Annotated in this window: 17 protein-coding genes; 2 read left to right on the forward strand and 15 right to left on the reverse strand. The window is 48.4% G+C overall.

What is annotated here, in order from left to right; all coding sequences use genetic code 11:
• On the forward strand, window positions 1–235 hold a 235-nt coding region (locus tag NO352_RS20030; RefSeq protein WP_289356627.1), incomplete at its 5' end, for a hypothetical protein.
• Between the two features lie 224 nt (window positions 236–459).
• Here NO352_RS20030 and murA read toward each other — a convergent pair.
• The 14 genes from murA to NO352_RS20100 all read right to left on the reverse strand — a co-directional run bounded on the left by murA (window position 460) and on the right by NO352_RS20100 (window position 16121).
• Window positions 460–1788, reverse strand: coding sequence for a UDP-N-acetylglucosamine 1-carboxyvinyltransferase (gene murA, locus NO352_RS20035; protein WP_289356764.1), 1329 nt, complete (start codon window positions 1786–1788; stop codon window positions 460–462).
• A gap of 296 nt (window positions 1789–2084) precedes the next feature.
• Window positions 2085–2345: a DUF1146 family protein gene (locus NO352_RS20040; protein ID WP_289356628.1), complete on the reverse strand. Its 261-nt coding sequence runs from the start codon at window positions 2343–2345 to the stop codon at window positions 2085–2087.
• A 12-nt stretch (window positions 2346–2357) separates the two neighbouring features.
• The gene (locus NO352_RS20045; protein WP_289356629.1) at window positions 2358–5240 is read right to left on the reverse strand and encodes a S8 family serine peptidase; all 2883 of its coding nucleotides are present in this window, start codon (window positions 5238–5240) and stop codon (window positions 2358–2360) included.
• 383 nt (window positions 5241–5623) lie between these two features.
• Window positions 5624–7177: an NADH-quinone oxidoreductase subunit N gene (locus tag NO352_RS20050; RefSeq protein ID WP_289356630.1), complete on the reverse strand. Its 1554-nt coding sequence runs from the start codon at window positions 7175–7177 to the stop codon at window positions 5624–5626.
• Between the two features lie 4 nt (window positions 7178–7181).
• Complete coding sequence (locus tag NO352_RS20055; RefSeq protein WP_005544801.1) at window positions 7182–8792, reverse strand: complex I subunit 4 family protein; 1611 nt, start codon at window positions 8790–8792, stop codon at window positions 7182–7184.
• Window positions 8793–10691: an NADH-quinone oxidoreductase subunit L gene (nuoL, locus tag NO352_RS20060; RefSeq protein WP_289356631.1), complete on the reverse strand. Its 1899-nt coding sequence runs from the start codon at window positions 10689–10691 to the stop codon at window positions 8793–8795.
• Between the two features lie 20 nt (window positions 10692–10711).
• Window positions 10712–11023 (reverse strand): NADH-quinone oxidoreductase subunit NuoK, encoded by a 312-nt coding sequence (gene nuoK / locus NO352_RS20065; protein ID WP_021257164.1) that lies wholly within the window; start codon window positions 11021–11023, stop codon window positions 10712–10714.
• Complete coding sequence (locus NO352_RS20070; protein ID WP_005544805.1) at window positions 11020–11547, reverse strand: NADH-quinone oxidoreductase subunit J; 528 nt, start codon at window positions 11545–11547, stop codon at window positions 11020–11022. Before NO352_RS20070 ends, nuoK begins: the two co-directional genes overlap by 4 nt.
• Window positions 11540–11992 (reverse strand): NADH-quinone oxidoreductase subunit NuoI, encoded by a 453-nt coding sequence (gene nuoI, locus NO352_RS20075; RefSeq protein WP_005544806.1) that lies wholly within the window; start codon window positions 11990–11992, stop codon window positions 11540–11542. The genes NO352_RS20070 and nuoI overlap by 8 nt, the downstream gene beginning before the upstream one ends.
• Before the next feature lie 16 nt (window positions 11993–12008).
• Entirely contained in the window at window positions 12009–13019 is a 1011-nt protein-coding gene (nuoH, locus tag NO352_RS20080; RefSeq protein WP_005544807.1) for an NADH-quinone oxidoreductase subunit NuoH, read from the reverse strand.
• Window positions 13019–14119 (reverse strand): NADH-quinone oxidoreductase subunit D, encoded by a 1101-nt coding sequence (locus NO352_RS20085; protein ID WP_005544808.1) that lies wholly within the window; start codon window positions 14117–14119, stop codon window positions 13019–13021. Before NO352_RS20085 ends, nuoH begins: the two co-directional genes overlap by 1 nt.
• 6 nt (window positions 14120–14125) lie before the next feature.
• Window positions 14126–15250: an NADH-quinone oxidoreductase subunit C gene (locus NO352_RS20090; RefSeq protein WP_289356632.1), complete on the reverse strand. Its 1125-nt coding sequence runs from the start codon at window positions 15248–15250 to the stop codon at window positions 14126–14128.
• Window positions 15247–15765: a NuoB/complex I 20 kDa subunit family protein gene (locus tag NO352_RS20095; RefSeq protein ID WP_005544815.1), complete on the reverse strand. Its 519-nt coding sequence runs from the start codon at window positions 15763–15765 to the stop codon at window positions 15247–15249. Before NO352_RS20095 ends, NO352_RS20090 begins: the two co-directional genes overlap by 4 nt.
• Window positions 15750–16121, reverse strand: a complete 372-nt coding sequence (locus tag NO352_RS20100; RefSeq protein ID WP_005544817.1) for an NADH-quinone oxidoreductase subunit A — start codon at window positions 16119–16121, stop codon at window positions 15750–15752. Before NO352_RS20100 ends, NO352_RS20095 begins: the two co-directional genes overlap by 16 nt.
• Before the next feature lie 631 nt (window positions 16122–16752).
• Between NO352_RS20100 and NO352_RS20105 the strand changes: the two genes are divergently transcribed.
• A complete protein-coding gene (locus tag NO352_RS20105) occupies window positions 16753–17406 on the forward strand; it encodes an SDR family NAD(P)-dependent oxidoreductase (RefSeq protein WP_289356633.1) in 654 nt (217 codons plus the stop codon).
• 73 nt (window positions 17407–17479) lie between these two features.
• On the opposite strand, the gene NO352_RS20110 is transcribed toward NO352_RS20105, so the two are convergent.
• Entirely contained in the window at window positions 17480–17896 is a 417-nt protein-coding gene (locus tag NO352_RS20110) for a F0F1 ATP synthase subunit epsilon (RefSeq protein WP_005544821.1), read from the reverse strand.
• Window positions 17897–17913: the final 17 nt, after the last annotated feature.

Below are 17913 nucleotides of genomic sequence, written 5' to 3' on the forward strand. Positions count from 1 at the left end.
CCTTTTTTATAATGGAAAAACTGAAGAGCAAGTGGGCATGCCCCATCGCCCCCTGCCGCGAAAGCCCAGGCGCGGCTTCAGCCAGCGGGCGAGCCGTCGCGCCTGCGCGTTCAACATCGGCTGCATTGCCATCCGACTCTCTCCTCCTCTCCTACGGAAGAACCCTCTCTTCATTTCTAGCATTTCACAAATAGAGCAGAGTCAATCCTCTTTCTTCTACCCTATGCTTTTTTGAGAGAGGACAGAACCGGATAACCATTTATCTATCGTTTGCATTTAGAAAGGATCCCAGACTTTAAGGGAAACAAACCTTTTCCTTTAGAATTATGTATCCTATATGCAAAAAAGCCTCCTCTTTATGAGGCGGCTTTTTGTCTAGTCGGTACACCATTTGTATCGATGCTATTGTCTATATATAATCCAGATGGAGGCTCCTTCTCTAGCCTTCTCGACATAGGCTTACGCCCAAGTTGGCTGAGTTTGGAAAACACCTTCTACCTTCTCTTCTTTCGTTTCTTGTGGCTTTTCCGTCATATTCACACGATAGATGTCCGCTCCAAGCGCAGACAATTTCTCCGCCAAGTGCACATAACCGCGATCAATATGCTGAACGCCCCCAACTTCTGTCGTGCCTTCAGCAATCAAGCCTGCACAGATCAGCGCTGCACCAGCACGTAGGTCAGTTGCCGTTACCTTAGCACCTTTCAGCTTCGCTGGTCCTGTTACCACAGAAGTACGTCCTTCAACCTTAATATTGGCATTCATCAGGTTGAACTCATCCACATGCATGAAGCGGTTTTCGAATACCGTTTCCGTAACAACAGATGTTCCTTCCGCTGCAAGCAGCAATGCCATCATCTGCGACTGCATGTCTGTTGGAAATCCAGGGTATGGAAGCGTCTTGACATCTACAGCCTTCAGCGGCTGTTCCGCGCGTACGCGAATGCCATTCTCATCCGGCTCGATTGTAATGCCCATCTCTTCCATCTTCGCAATAACGGGGCCAAGGTGATCCGCAATTGCACCTTCCACATACACATCTCCGCCTGTCATCGCAGCAGCAACCATATAAGTTCCCGCTTCGACGCGATCAGGGATTACTGTATGCTCAGCACCTTGCAGATGATCCACACCTTCAATGCGAATAACGCCTGTTCCTGCTCCGCGAACGACTGCTCCCATCTTGTTCAGATAGTTCGCCAAGTCGACGATTTCCGGCTCACGAGCTGCATTTTCAATAATTGTCGTACCTTCGGCCAATGTAGCCGCCATCATAATATTTTCCGTCGCACCGACACTCGCAACATCCAAGTAAATCTTAGCGCCCTTCAGTCGGCCGTCCACTTTCGCTTCAATATATCCTTGTCCGAGACCAATAACCGCACCCATGGCTTCAAAGCCTTTCAAATGCTGATCGATCGGACGAGTTCCAATAGCGCATCCGCCAGGCAAAGAAATACGCGCCTGTCCTGCGCGAGCCAGCAACGGGCCCATGACGAGGAACGATGCTCGCATCTTACGCACCAACTCATATGGAGCTTCATAGGAATGAAGGTTCTCCGCATTCACATGAATAGTTTCGTTGGAATATGTAAGGCTTGCACCTAATTTTTCCAGTACATTGTGTATCGTTTTCACATCGTCAAGTGGAGGTGCATCGCAAATAACGCTAACGCCTTTTTCTCCCAGTAACGAAGCAGCGATGATCGGAAGCACAGAATTCTTCGCGCCACTAACACGCACTGTACCCATCAATCGGTTGCCTCCGCGGACGATAAATTTGCTCATCATGTTTCCCTCCGCGCTTTATTTCGCCCCATTATCCATATTTCTGTAAAAAATGGTACGTTCTTTTGATTTCCAAACTACATCATACCACTGCATCACAGCTATGGACAAGCGATATTTTTCGATAGACCCTTCCACATTTTCCTTGGGGCTATCATCCAGTGTTGACATCTTCATTCGATGTTATTCGACAAGTGCTTAAACCCTTGTCGGACGGGGCCTCATCATGTAAACATAACGGTTTGAACCCCGTCGGTGTACCGCCGTCCATTTCCTCTTAACCATTCCTGAATGATTCAAAACAAAAAACGTAATGATTGTGTCCAACTCCAATAATCGACAAAAAAATGAGCCACTGCTCGGCCGACTATAATGGCTAATAGTAAATGAACCATTTTGCCTTGTGGGCTATGCGGGTGCCGAATGAACAAATCAATTTTTACGTTTTGCAGTGCCCACCATGCAAGTGCAATGCACAGCAATGTAATTATCATTTGAACAGCACCGCTCCAACCTACAGACGAGGTGACCTGTGTCCATGTTTCATTTCCGCCCACTTTAACCCCTCCTTACGTTTTCTTGTCCATGGCAACGAGGAGCATCGCTGCAAACTCAGCCCGTGTCGCTTCGCGATTTGGCTCGAACGTATTCCCTTTATAACCGCGAACATATCCCTTGCGTTTCATCTCAGCCAGCATAGGAGCTGCCCAATGCCCTACAGAGACATCTGCAAATGGAGGAGCACTAATCACCCCTGCCTTGAGGTGCAAGGCATTCCCTATCATCACCGCCATCTCTGAGCGTTTCACCTTTTGATCTGGTGCAAAGCGCTGGCCGCCGACGCCTCCAGCAATGCCTGCACTCGTAACCCGCGAAACTGCTGAATAAGCCCAATGCTTTGAAGTCACGTCCTTAAAAGATGGCGACTGCTTCCCCTTAGAGCTGAGCTTGAACGCATTTGCCATGATCGAAGCCGCCTCCGCTCGTGTGATAGGACGATCCGGTCCAAACTCCGCTTCAGGATAGCCGTTAATCCAGCCTGCCTTGACCGCACGAACGATCGAATCCTTAGCCCAATGTTGACCAATATCACGGAAGCCAGCTACTAGCGGCTCAGCCTTTACAGACAAGGAATAGAATTGCGTATCAAACTTATCACTGGTCGTCAATCGTACGTAGTACGTACTTGGTTCTAACTGAGTGCCTATCTCGAGAGAGGTCTCACCCAATCGATTGCGTGCGGAGGCAATCACCTTCTGTTCCCTTGAAAGAACAGACATTGTCACCACACGGTTAGAAGGTACATTCACTACCCGGAAACGGCCGTACGTCTGCTCCTTCACATTCCATTGGAACCAATCAACATCAGTATCCTCATGAAAGACCCCTTTATATTCCGTTCCTTCACTCATGGTGATAGCCTCATACACCTTATCATTCGGTTCATTTGAATCCGTAAATTGCGTCACATAATCGATATGCAGCTTATATTCTCCTGCTACGGCTTCCGGTCGTGCGGTTACCGCATTCTGTACCAAAATATAATACTTGCCCGCAGGTAAATCAGGAAGAACAACCGACTCAGCCTGACCTTCTTTCTGTTCATCTACCCAGCGTGTATCCATATGCGAGCCACGAATCTCCATTGCTGGATCAATACGAACAGTGTCCGTATCCAGTTTCAACCGAAGTGTTGCCTTCGTCGGCAGTTGAATCGAGTACCAATCGAAGTCAGATGCATGACTGAATGTGCCTACAATATCCTGTGTCCGAGCAGGAAGTGCAAAGGCTTGAAACTGCTTATCATTCGGCTCGAACGGATCCTCATAAATAAGGAAACATGACGATAATTTGTATGCGACCGCAGCACCCGCATCCTCTGCGTAAAATCGGAAGACATTCTTTCCCTTCTTCACGGGAACAGCTAGCGGCTTATTGCTAGAGTAGCTATAAGCCTTACCTGTACGGTTATTGCCAGCAAAATGTGTAATTCCGATTTTACTTGATCCTTGAATTCGCTGCAGATTCAGCTCTAGAGTTCCATCATAGGGAGCATCAACAACGAACCAATTATCCTTCTTCTTTCCGTTTATTTCTGCCGCCAGCGAAGTGTCTATCGGGAACACTCTCGCCTTTTCGCGACTCGTATTCGTTCCGAATGGATCTTGCTCTATTGGCGTTAATAAGGCTTGGTCTGCACGAAGCATTCCATAGCCGCTAAGCTCGTCCCAGCCTTTCGCCTCGATATCCTTCGCTGTTTTCCGCAAATGCTGGCGAATTTGATATGGTTTCAGCTCAGGGTATTGGCTCCACAGCAATGCCGCTACTCCTGCCACTTGAGGAGCAGCCATCGAGGTTCCTTCTTCAGCAGCATAGCCCCCGCCTAATGCGGTCGTAAACACATGCCACGGCGCAACAAGATCTACCTCCGGACCAGTGTTTGAACGCGGCTCCACCCGCTGGTGATTGTTATTGCCGCCGATGGCGAGCACCGTAGGATAAGCGGCTGGATATTTAACCGCAATTTTCTCTCCATAGCGAGTACCGTCGTTACCAGTAGCTGCAATGAGCAGAACCCCCTTCTGCTCAGCATAATTCACAATTTCCTCCATGTATTTCGAGTAGCGATAGAGTCCGACTGACATGACCACGATTTTGGCGCCATGATCAACAGCATATAAAATCCCGGCCCCTAATTTATCCTCATCGCCATATCCCCTAGCATCGAGTGCTTTGATCGGCATTATTTTAGCTGACCATACAATTCCGGTTGTACCTTTACTATTATTGCCGATAGCCGCAATAACCCCGGCAACACTGGTGCCATGACCGTTATCATCTTGAGGGATGCCCGAATCCAGCAGGTTAATCCCCTTCACTAAGTTTGGCTTCAAATCCGGGTGGTTAAAGTCGACCCCCGTGTCGACAAGCGCAATTGTCGTAGACAGATTGCTCCGTGTCCGTCCCCACGCCGCTTCGATCCCTATCTGCTGCAAATAATGCTGCTGGCTATATAAGGTATCATTCGGCTTTACAACTGACTGCAGCGTATGAACCGTGTGATTCGGTTCGATGTATTCAATATCATTCGATCGCTTCGCATCGCGCAGCCAAGCATCCGGCTGCTCTGATTCCTTAGGACGAACGACCATGATCCCTACTGATTTCTGCTCTGACTCCACAATACTACGACGCAAAATTGCGTCATCCTGTGATCCTTGCTTCCACTTCATAATCCATGAGACGGCTTTCTCGTCACGCTGTTCATTGATGACAAGATTCGCAGTTGGTACAAGTGCCGCAGCTTCCCAACTGTGCTGTGCTGCCTCATTCAATCCACTTACCTCGTACATCGGCGAGATCGCTTGACGCATGCCTGACGATTCTAGCAGCAGCATGCTGGAAAGTACTATGATGGTGCCGGTCACGACGACGCGAGGCAATCGTTTCATAATGAATCCCATCCTCTTCTTGTTCCGAAGGCCTGTGCTAGAGGTTTATGAACGTACGATTCACTGGAAGAAAGAAAATTGGAATCATTCCGCGATCATATCTCCTGACCTCTATCCTTGCTCTTTATTTACGACTATGAATGAGATAAAGACAGACATCGTTTGGCGTTGTCTCCATCCATACAGACACAATATAACTTTACACGTTAAACGTTATAAAGTTTCGCCGTGGGGGCATTCTTTCCTTTTCAGATCGGTCAATTTGAGTCCGTAGTCCTACATGTAATAAAAAAGAATCGAAGCCTCTTCATAAACAGAGGCTTCGATTCTTCAATAACATGGAAAGTCGCTTTGCCATCAACCCAATGAATCGTTGTTCCTGATCACATACGGATCAGCAAGTCTGCTCCAATGGAGAAGACTTGTTGAATCGCCTTAACTACAAAACCTGGGAACACGCCGAGCAGCAGCACGAAAAGTACGCACAATGCGATGACAACTCGTTGTGTCATTGAAATTCGTACCTCATCCTCATTCCCTGCCCGCATGTACATCTGGCGGATAAAGCCGAAGTAGAAGTAGAAAGAGATAACACCTGTAACCATCATCAATATAGCGAGCCATACCGTATGACCGGCGGCTGCGCCGAATATGATGTACAGCTTACCCATGAAACCAGCCGTAATTGGAATCCCTGCAAGGGACAGCACGAGCACTGTCATCGCTACGGCAAGCCATGGTGAACGATAATACAAGCCAGCATATCCCTTCATCTCGTCATGTCCTGCTGAACGTTCGATCACCGTATGGACTGCGAAGGCACCAATCGTCGTGAATAAGTATGCCAGCAAGTAGAATAGGAACTCCGAGAAATTCGACGAATGCCACGAACCATCCAGCATATCCAATCCGATTGGTACAAGCAAGTAACCTGCATTCGCAATACCAGACAAGGCAAGAAGCCGCTTTACATTCGACTGTTTGAGCGCCATTGTCGTTCCGATAACCATCGACACTGCTGCCAGAACTAAGAGAATAGTGGCAAAGTCGTGATAGATGATCATATCCTTGTTGACGCCCAAACCAAAGTACAGACTGTAGAAGATGCGGAATAGAATTGCCAAGCTGGCACCTTTGGAGACAACCGCCAAGAAGGCTGCAACCGGTGTTGGCGCACCTGCATATACATCCGGTGACCAGGCATGGAATGGAGCTGCTGCCACCTTAAACCCGAAGCCTACCAGCATAAGCAGAAAGCTCACATAAATAAGTGGCTCAAAGGCATGCACATGATCCGACAGCCCTCTGGCAATCGCTCCAAGCTGCGTGCTTCCGGTTATGCCATAAACGAATGACATGCCGTATAAAATAAATGCGGACGCAACACTTCCCAATACCGCATATTTGAATGCACCCTCTGATGACTTGCGGTCATTTTTCTTAATTCCAACAAGAATGTAGGATGTGATGCTTATGAGTTCAAGACCAACATAGAGCGTGATGAGATCCCCTGAAGAAGCCATCATCATCGCCCCAAGTGTAGCTGGCAGCAGCAAATAGTAATATTCGCCGCGATTTGAGATTTCATTTTCCCGTATATTTCCGATACTCATCAGCAGGATGAGTCCCGTTGCAGTAAGGAATACGATTTTAAGCAATAATGCAAAATCGTCTATGCGATAGCTTTGATTGAGCAGCTGCACAGCCCGGGCCGCTTCCTCTGAGAGATATACCCGTTGATACAGCTTCCATATAACTAAGCCGAGCGAAATCAGAACGCCCAGCAGGGACAGCCCCCCGATAATATCCCGATTTACACGACGGGGCAGCGCCAAATCAATGAGCGAGATCACAATCGCTGCAATAACAAGCGTCAGCTCAGGTGCAAGCAGTGCGAGATCGCCCAATTGCAGCAGTTTAACTGTAGTCGCATCCATGGGCCTACCCCCTCACCTTGAATAATTCGATGACGTGCTCGACGCCACTATCAATCGGTGCCGTAACGAACGACGGGAACAATCCGATTAAGATAATGCACGCTGTCAGTACCATAATCGGCACGGCTTCGACAAGCCTTGCATCCTTTAAGCCTGCATAGCGCTCATCTCTCGGACCATAAGAGATAGCCAGTACCCCGCGAAGCACATATACACTACTTAAAATAATGCCAAGCGCTGCGAGTATGGCAGCCCACTTCATCGTTTCGAACAGCCCAAGCAAGGAGAGAAGCTCCGCTACGAATCCGGACAAGCCTGGCAAACCAAGCGAAGCCAAGCCTGACAACAGAAGAATACCGCATAAGAACGGCATGCTCTTTGCTAAGCCACCCAACTCGTCGATTCTCGTAGTTCCCGTTCTTTCTAACAATGCACCAACAAGCAGGAAGAACAGCGCCGAGATGAATCCATGCGATACCATCTGTACTACAGCACCCTGCAGCCCGATATCATTCATTGCCGCAATACCAAGCAGGACGAAGCCCATATGGCTAATACTCGAGTAAGCCAAAATTAATCTAAATTCCTTTTGTACAAAGGCGAGTATAGCCCCATATAGCACATTGATAACGCCTAGCACAGCCAGAAGCACTGACCATGTTGCAGTCTCATGCGGAAGCAAGGCAGTTCCGAACTGTACAAGCCCGTATGCCCCCATCTTCAGCAATATTCCGGAGTGCAGCATGACAACTGGTGCCGGAGCTTCTGCGTGCACACGCAGCATCCAAGTATGGAATGGAAATATCGGGAGCTTTACGCCAAAAGCAACAATAAGTAAGAAAAAGACAAAGGTTCGCATACTTTCGGACAAGTATACCCCGCTCTGCTCCTGATTGATAAATGATGCTGCATCGTTAATGTTTTTCAAAATGACATCAAGATTGCCGGAATACACGTAATGGCCATTGATAGCCATATCCGGGTTAGGTGCAAAGCCTGCAGTCACCGTCAATATAATGAAAGCCACCAAGAGAAGCGCGGATCCGAGACCATTGTACAGCAGGAATTGGTTTGCGGCCTTCTCGCGATGCATATAGCCCCAAATCCCAATAAGGAAATAAGTCGGCACCAGTGTCCATTCAAAGAACATGAAAAATAAGAACAGATCGCGTGCCATAAAGACGCCAAGCATACCGACTTCAAGCAGCAGGAATAGAATAAAATACGACTTCCAGCGCTTCTTCACGTATAGGGATGCAAATGCTGCCATTGAAGCTACGATCGTTGTCATTACAACGAGTGGAAGCGATAGCGAATCAATTGATAAATGATACTGTATCGTGAATGCCCATGAGCTCAGTCCCTCAATCAATTCGGAATTGAGCGGGATGGAAATCCATGAATGTTGCTCCACCAAGCTCTTGCCTTGTTCCAGCGCATCATAATTGCCATAAATGACAAGCGCCAGCAAAAGCGGCACGAATGTCGTCACAATGCCCGTTACTTGAATCGAACGTGTTCGTTCTTGGGGAATGCACAATAATACGATTACCCCAAGCAAAGGCGAGAAGGTCAGCAGCGTTAGCAGCGGCATCGAAGAAAGAACATTCAGCATCTACCAGAACCTCCTTCCAAGTGCCAGTACGAGCAGAATCATTCCGACAAAGCCAAACAGGGACACTAATCCATAGGTTTGAAGCTGGCCACTTTGCAATCGCAGCGACGTTCTGCCGATACCGACCGTAAACCATGTGACCAAGCGAACCAAGCCATCAATGATCCATTTATCAATCGCCTTTAGGAATAGCCCTATGCCAGTAAGAGAACGTACAAATACAATGTGATACAGTTCATCCACATAATATTTGTTGGCAAGCAAACGATAGAGCGGTGCTGCCGTTTGCTCGAGCGTATCTTGACGCTTGCGGCCAGGGCCGTACATAACATAACCAAGTCCAATACCCAATACACCGATAAGCGCCGATACTATCATCACCATCACATTCGCGTGTTCAGCCGCTTCCTCCCCAGTCAACCATGAGCCGAAACTGCCGCCAAACGGAGTGTTAATGAAACCAGCAACGATAGCCAGTATACTGAGCACGATCAAAGGCATCGTCATGGATAATGGTGATTCATGAATCTTGGATGCATCGCTATCTGCCGATGTCTCACCTGTAAATACAAGGAAAAACAAACGTGCCATATAAAATGCAGTAAAGAATGCAGCTATTACACCAACAATAAATAATAGCCAATTATTTTGCTCCCAAGCTGCTGTCAAGATCGCATCCTTGGACCAAAAGCCGGACAATGGAGGAATACCGGACAGAGCCAGTGCTCCAATACCGAATGTCCAAGCGGTAACCTTCATGTTGCGGCCAATGCCGCCCATCTTGAAAATATCCTGTGTATGTACAGCATGAATGACGCTACCCGCTCCAAGGAACAGAAGCGCCTTGAAAAAGGCGTGCGTAAACAAGTGGAACATACCTGCCGTTACCGCTCCGAGACCGAGCGCCATCATCATGTAGCCAAGCTGGCTAACCGTCGAGTATGCCAGAATACGCTTCAAGTCTCGCTGCGCGATTGCAATCGTTGCTGCGAAGATCGCTGTAAAGCCCCCCACACTTGCAACAATCGTCATCGCCGTAGGAGACATGTGGAAAATATCAAATGTCCGTGCAACCAGATACACACCTGCTGCTACCATCGTAGCCGCATGGATAAGAGCTGAGATCGGTGTCGGCCCTTCCATCGCATCCGGAAGCCATGTATGCAGCGGGAACTGACCCGACTTACCTACCGCCCCAACAAATATGAGAGACGCAATCCAAGTCGTCAGGCCGGCAGAAATGCCGCTCTGTGCTAGCGAATCTGCATTGCTGAACACATTGCTTATGGATGTAAAATCAAGCGCGTGGTTTGGCATATGCCAGAACAGAAGCAGTAGCGCAATGAATAAACCAACATCCCCTATCCGTGTGACGATAAACGCCTTCTTTGCGGCCACACGTGCAGCCGGGCGCTCATACCAGAACCCAACGAGCAGGAATGAGCACACACCAACAAGCTCCCAAAAGATATAGAGCTGCAGCAGATTTGGAGACAGTACAAGCCCCAACATCGAGCTGGTAAAAAGCGCAATGTACGCATAGAACACCGTTTGCCGCTCATCACCATGCATATACCCTTTGGAATATATATTTACTAGCAAACTGACCAGCGTCACAATGACGAGCATAAGTGCGTTCAAGTTCGTCACATCGAATCCAAACTCTAGACGAAAGTCACCAAAGCGAATCCAATCGAAGCTTCGGGTGTAGTCTTCCATCGTGCTGGACACCCGCTCCCATAGGAGGAGCGCAGACAGTACGAACGCAGCAAGAGAGCTGATGACGCCGAGCAGAACGGCTGCGCCTTTCATCTGACGGCCAAATGCCGTCAGCATGAGGAACGCGAGCAGCGGAATGACCGGGATAGCCCATGCGAATTGCGAAAAGACGGATTCCATTGTCGTATCCTCCCTACCGATTATCTCTTCAAGTCGTCAAATTCGTCCACGTTGGCCGTTCCGCGATTCCGGTACAACGCGATAAGGATGGCGACACCGATTGCCGCTTCCGCAGCTGCAATCGCAATTGTAAAGAGAGAGAAAATTTGCCCCTTCAGGCTCGGTACGACCCCGTATTTCGAAAAGGCAATCAAATTCAGGTTCGCTGCATTAAGCATTAGCTCAATGGATAACAGTACGATAACCGCGTTGCGCTTGGTAAGTACCCCATATAAACCGATGCAGAACAAAATAGCGGCAAGTGTCAGAAAGGAAGCAAGCATCGTGCTCAAGATTCATCCGCCTCCTTTTTAGCCAGCACGATCGCCCCGATAAAGGCGACCGTCAGCAGAACCGACAGCAGCTCGAACGGAATGACATGCTCCGTAAACATCTGTTTCCCGATATTCAGCGTATTGTCCTGTGCAAGTTCAGCATCTTGGTGCACTGGGAATTCAGAGCTGCGAATGGAGAAGAACAACACTCCGAACAATGCAATACAGCCGATTGCTGCCAGCGTTTCCTTCCACGGCTTAACAAATGCCTCATCCTGCTTATCGTGCCGGGTCATCATAATACCAAATATCATTAGAATTGATATGGCGCCCGTATAGACGAGCACCTGCACGAAAGCAACAAACTCGGCATCAAGCAAAATATACATTCCTGCCAGTCCTAAGAAGGAAAAGGCAATGGATATCACCATATGTACAACCTTTGAAAAATTGAGCATCAACACAGCACCAGAAATAATGCAGATAGCCAGCACGAAGAAGACAACTGTCTCCCCTGTCCATTCCAAGGAAAAGTTAAACACTTTTCTTCGCGCCCCCCTTCGGCATGGCGGAGTTGTTCTCTTGACGAATGTTGACATTGTTGTCGTTCAGCCAATTCAAATTTTTGAACAGATCATCACGGCTGTATGTCGCCAATTCAAAATTGTTCGTCATGACTATCGCTTCAGTCGGACATACTTCCGTGCATAGATCACACAAAATGCAAATTTCAAAGTTAATATCGTATGTGTCGATCACTTTGCCCTTCTTCTCCGGATCCGGATTCGGTTTACCTATCAACGAAATGCATTCCGTTGGACAGATACGGGCACATTGATTGCATACGATACACTTATCAGGATCGAAATGCTGTATGCCGCGAAACCGATCGGGCATCTCTAGCGGAACATCCGGGTATTTGTAGGTGACCTTCTTCGACGTCATCGCCTTCCAAGTAACGCCCAGACCCTTCAACAGTCCTTTCACGGATCTCACCCCTAGCCTATTTGTTGAAAATTTCGATGTATATCGCCGTCAAGAAGACGTTAAGCAGGGCAAGCGGCAGCAGCACCTTCCACCCAAAGCCCATCAATTGATCCACGCGTATGCGAGGCATCGTTGCACGTAGCCAGAATAGGAAGAAGACGCAGAACGAGAATTTCAGGATGAACCACAGCAGCCCCGGTATGAAGTCGAGGAACGGGAGCGGTGGATGCCAGCCGCCTAAAAACAAGACCGTCGTCAGTGCTGAAAGTGCGAATACATACACATATTCCGCCAACATGAAGAAGGCGAATCGGAAACCGCTATATTCAACGTGGTAACCCGCAACAAGCTCTGATTCTGCCTCAGGCAAATCAAATGGGGTACGATTCAACTCAGATACCCCAGCGATAATAAAGACAATGAATCCGATGATTTGCGGGATAAAGTTCCATTCCCAAAAATAGTTGCCTTGCCCTTCTACTATGGTACGCAAGCTGAGCGATCCGTTCAACATGATAATACCAGCTACTGAAATAACGAGAGGTATTTCATAGCTTATCATTTGCGCCGCTGAGCGCATACCGCCGAGCAGAGAGTATTTGTTGTTGGACGCCCATCCTCCTAAAATAATACCAATCGTAGAGATGCTGGACAATGCAGCATAATATAACAATCCGACATTCAGATCGGCAAAGCCTAAGTTAGCGGCATAAGGAATTGTCGCTATAACGGCAAATGCCGGTACATACGTGATGACTGGAGCCATGATGAATAGTGCTTTATCAGCCTTGCGAGGTATTGTGTCTTCCTTAAGCAGTAGTTTCAAAATATCAGCAACCGTCTGCAGCAATCCAAGCGGACCTACTCGTGTAGGGCCATGACGCAGCTGCATCCAGCCTATGACTTTGCGTTCGAAGTAAATCGCATAGGTTACGAAGCCTAGGACAACGAGTAGAAGAACAACTCCCCATGCGATGAAAATTAGTCCATTCTGCCACGTGAGTGTTTGATTCAACAAGTCCCCCACTAGCAATCCACCTCCCCGACGACGATGTCAATCCCGCCCAATATGGTAATCAGGTTCGTCATCGTTTCGCCTACGAGCAGCTTCGGCAGTATTTGCAAATTCACAAAAGACGGACGTCGGAACTTCAGCCGGAATGGCTCCGCCTTGCCCTTAGATACGATGTAGCAGCCAATTTCTCCGCGCGGCGATTCGATCCGTGCATATACCTCACCCGCAGGCGGCCGTATGACACGAGGGACTTTGCCCATTGTTTCTCCTTCGCTCGGAAATTGCTCTACAGCCTGCTCCAGAATACGCAAGCTCTGCTTCAGCTCTTCCAGACGGATGACATAGCGATCATAGCAGTCTCCTACTTTGCCCAGCGGGACATCGAATTCGAAGCGATCGTACAGGCTGTAAGGCTCATTTTTGCGCAAATCCCAGTTTACGCCCGTACAGCGCAGATTGGCGCCGCTAAGCCCGTAGGCGATCGCGGTCTCTGCATCGTAAGTGCCGACTCCCTTAATACGGGATAAAAATATTTCATTGCCGCTTACAAGCCGATCGTATTCATCCATGCGCTTTTTCATATAAGGCAGAAACTCACGTACTTTATCGATCCAGCCCGGAGGAGCATCCCACTTTACCCCGCCGACACGCATATAGTTGTACGTAAGTCTAGCACCGCACAATTCATTGAATAGATCGATGATGATCTCACGATCACGGAATGCGTACAGGAATGGGCTCATCGCACCGATATCAAGCAAATACGTGCCCCACCACACAAGATGACTGGCTACACGCTGAAGCTCCATCACGATAAGACGCATAAATTCGGCCTTCTCAGGAATCTCCAACTGCATCATCTTCTCTACCGCATGAACCAGTACATAATTGTTGGTCATGGCAGAGACATAATCCATACGGTCTGTATAAGGAATAATCTGTGTATAATTCAAGCTTTCCGCAAGCTTCTCCGTACCGCGATGCAGGTAACCCATTACTGGAGTTGCTTCCGTAATGACCTCACCGTCCAGCTTGACGACGATGCGGAATACACCGTGCGTACTCGGGTGCTGCGGCCCAACATTAAGCAGCAATTCTTCTGTGCGAATCACGGGTGGTTACACCTCCGAATCTAACGGCACATAATCTTTGCGCAGCGGGTGTCCAACCCAATCATCCGGCATCATGATGCGGCGCAAGTCGGGATGTCCCGGAAAATCAATGCCCAGCAAATCGTATACTTCACGCTCATTCCAGTCCGCTGTTGGCCATATTGGCGTTACCGATGCGATGGAAGGCGCCTCGCGATCTGTCTTAACACGAACAGCAACCTCTGCTCTCGTGTTCAAATTAATGAGGTGATAGATGACTTCTAAATGTGTCTCCTGGTCGGTGCCGGATAAATTACGCAAATAGTCACATGACCAATCTCCGTGCTTACGAAGGAGATCGGCAGCCGCTAACCAATGTTCATTTTTTACCGTTACCGTAGGCAAATGATCGTTCATCTCATTGATAAATGCTTCCTCAACCGCTTCTTCTGCGATTTCCGTCTTCAGCAAGGCAACGAGCTGATCAAGGACAGGCTGCTTGGGTGAAGGCTCTTTCGGCTTAGGCGGTTCTTCATCTGCCTTTACCCGAGGAGCGCGTGCAGGCCGTTCTGGTTTCTCAGCGGCATCACCAGCACCTTCTTCTCTCACGTGCGCTCGTGGTGGACGCGCTGCTGCAGGTTCTGCTCCTGTAGAAGCTTCTCCGCCGCCTTCTGCCGACTTCGCTCGCGCTGCTCGCGCCTCAGCAGCCGCCTGTATTCGTGCTGCCTTCTCTTCTTCCGTCAATGGCGCACGCTTCGGCTTCTCTGTTTCCGCTGTGACGGAAACCTCCTTCGTAGCGTCGGTATGGCCTTCGGTTTCAGCAGCCGCAGGAACGGGCTTCGATTCCAGTTGTATGTCTTGTTCCTTCTGGACTTCTTTTTTCTCATCAGTCTTTTCAGTCTCCAGCTTCTGCTCTGGTGCTGTAGGATCAGGCTTCACACCCGAAGCAGCCTGATCTGGCGATTGAGATTCTTGAATCTGCTCACTAGCCTGCTTTTCTAACTTTTCTTCAAATACAGAATCTTTTGCATCCGGGTTGGATTCATGGCCTGTTGCTGTACTCGAGATTGAGTCTGTATCCGACACTTGCTTCTCATGTTGTTCAGAGGGTAGTTCTCCTGCAGTCTTGTCCTTCTCTTGCTCCTCACTCATCGATTTGTCACCCGCTTTCCGGTTTTCGCCTCATAGCGGATCTTTTCTTGAAGCTTGTTGATTCCATAAATTAGTGCTGCAGGATTTGGCGGACAGCCCGGGATATAGACATCCACCGGTACAATCTGATCCACACCCTTCACCACAGCATAAGACTTGACATATGGCCCTCCGGCAGTAGCGCAGGAACCCATCGCTATAACCCATTTCGGCTCCGGCATTTGATCGTAAAGTCTGCGAAGCAATGGTCCCATCTTCTTCGTAACGGTACCTGCTACGATCATTACGTCTGATTGACGGGGCGAAGTGCGAAAAATAACGCCGAAGCGATCCAGATCGTAATGGGAAGCCCCAGTGCCCATCATTTCGATTGCGCAGCAGGCAAGACCGAACGTAAGCGGCCACAATGAATTGCTTCGGGCCCATGCCTTCAATTGTTCAAGCGTGCCAAAGAACACATTGCGTTCCAACTCTTGACGTTCTTCCGGCGTAATTGATTCTAAAGTGAGTCCCATTGAAGCACCTTCTTTTTCCAGGCATAAATTAGTCCAACCAACAGCAATCCGACGAAAATTAACATTTCGACAAGTGCAAACAACCCTAGCTGATTGTATGCAACCGCCCATGGGTACAAGAAAACGGTTTCGACATCAAAAATGACAAACATGAGTGCAAACAAATAGTACCGTACGTTGAATCGAACTTGTCCGACACCAACAGGCTCGTTACCGCTTTCATAAGTCGTTTGCTTCATGTCTGTCGGCTTCTTCGGCCTAAGCCATCTCCCTACCGTCAGTGCGACAACCGGCAATAAAATACCGAGTGCAATAAAAATGGCCACAATGACGTAATTGTTGATGTACTGTTCCAAAGGTCATCCCCCTCCGCCGCAGCATCTGCCATTTTGCAAAAAAATAGAGAATTTTGTAATAAACCCGCCACAATTATAACAAAACCTACCAACCCCGTCTATGCAATTCCTGCCACCTTTTGTACATCTTTTCGAAAGTTGTTCGGTTTTGGTTATATACATATTCACATAAGGAGGACGATAGAAGATGACTAGTGAATGTTTTATGAACATCAGGAATGGATAAAAAGAGAGGAATATCGTACTGGAGGCCAAAAAAGGACAAAAAAAGAGAGCTGCGATCCGGTCACAGCTCACGGAGGATGAGGAAACTACCTACAATTAACCAACCTACTGAAAATCAAAAGAACCAAGAAGAAGGATATTTCACTTGGTGTGAATGTTCAAGAAGTAGCCTTCCCGAACGTACACTTGATGAGGTTAACTTGATAACCTCCACCTGAGAATGATTATCAATATTAACTGTCTTCATTATAAACAGACCCCTTACATGCGTCAAGCAATAAAATGATATTTTCTAAAATATTTTTGTGGCTTCATTGCGATGTGTGAAAAATGGTTTTGAACTCTGCAGCCTGTTCAGTTTACAATATCCATACATCGGATCATACAACAAGGGGTTGAACGACTTATGACACAACCGATGATTTGGATCGTCGGCGCCGGTTGCGGCATCGGACTTGGCATTGCCAAGTCATTTGGACAGCGTGGTTACCTTCCGATTCTCATTACACGAGATAAGGAGACGCTTGAACAAATGAAAGACATTCTGTACGACATGAATATCGAAGCGACTGGCACTGTCGCACTTACTAGCGACGAAACTGCCCTTCGTAAAGCACTGACAGCACTAGAATCCGAACACGGTACACCCGAGGTCGTCATATATAACGCATCTGCTCATGCACCTGGGCTTCCATCTGAAGTGCAGCCTTCTGATATGATTGAAGACTTCAAGGTGAATGTTGTCGGGGCGCTTACGACTGCTCAGTGCGTTCTCCCGGGCATGAAGACTCGAGGCACAGGCTCTTACCTACTGACTGGCGGGGGACAAGCACTGTACCCTACAGCAGCACTAGCATCGCTTGGCATTGGAAAGTCTGGTCTGCGCAGTCTAGCTTACAGCCTGCATGATGAGTTTAAGCAGTGCGGTTTATACGCCGGTACATTGACCGTCTGCGGCTTTGTTCAGCCTAATACCTCCTTTGACCCGCAATTGGTCGGTGAAGCCTTCTACAGCATGCATACGAAGCGTTCTGAAGCTGAGGTTATGTTAAAGCCATAATTTATATTCTTATGAAAAAAAGAGCTGTTCCACCAACCCGAGAGGTTCTGGAACAGCTCTTCTTCTATTTATATTACCATTCTTTTTGTGAGACTTTAATCCGCGTCACGGCGCGTTGGAGCGACAATTCCGCACGACGGAAGTCCAGGGAATCCTGCTTGCTCCGTGCAGCCATCGCCAGACGTTGCTCCGCCCGGGCCTTGGCTGCCTTGGCACGTTCCACATCGATGTCTTCCGGCATTTCCGCGCTTTCTGCCAGTACAACGACTTTGTCTTTACGTACTTCGACAAATCCGCCATGTACCGCAATCCAATGCTCCTTGCCGCCTTCCTTGATCTTCATCGGACCAATACGAAGCGGCGTAACCATTGGAATATGGTTCGCCAAAATACCGAGATCTCCTTCGACGCCCTTGACGCTAATCATGTCCACCTGCTGTTCGAACACTTTGTGCTCCGGTGTAACGATTTCCAACAAAAAGGTGCTCAACTGAGGTTTCCTCCTTC

This window comes from Paenibacillus sp. S-12 (assembly GCF_030363895.1).
Classification (GTDB): domain Bacteria; phylum Bacillota; class Bacilli; order Paenibacillales; family Paenibacillaceae; genus Paenibacillus_B; species Paenibacillus_B alvei.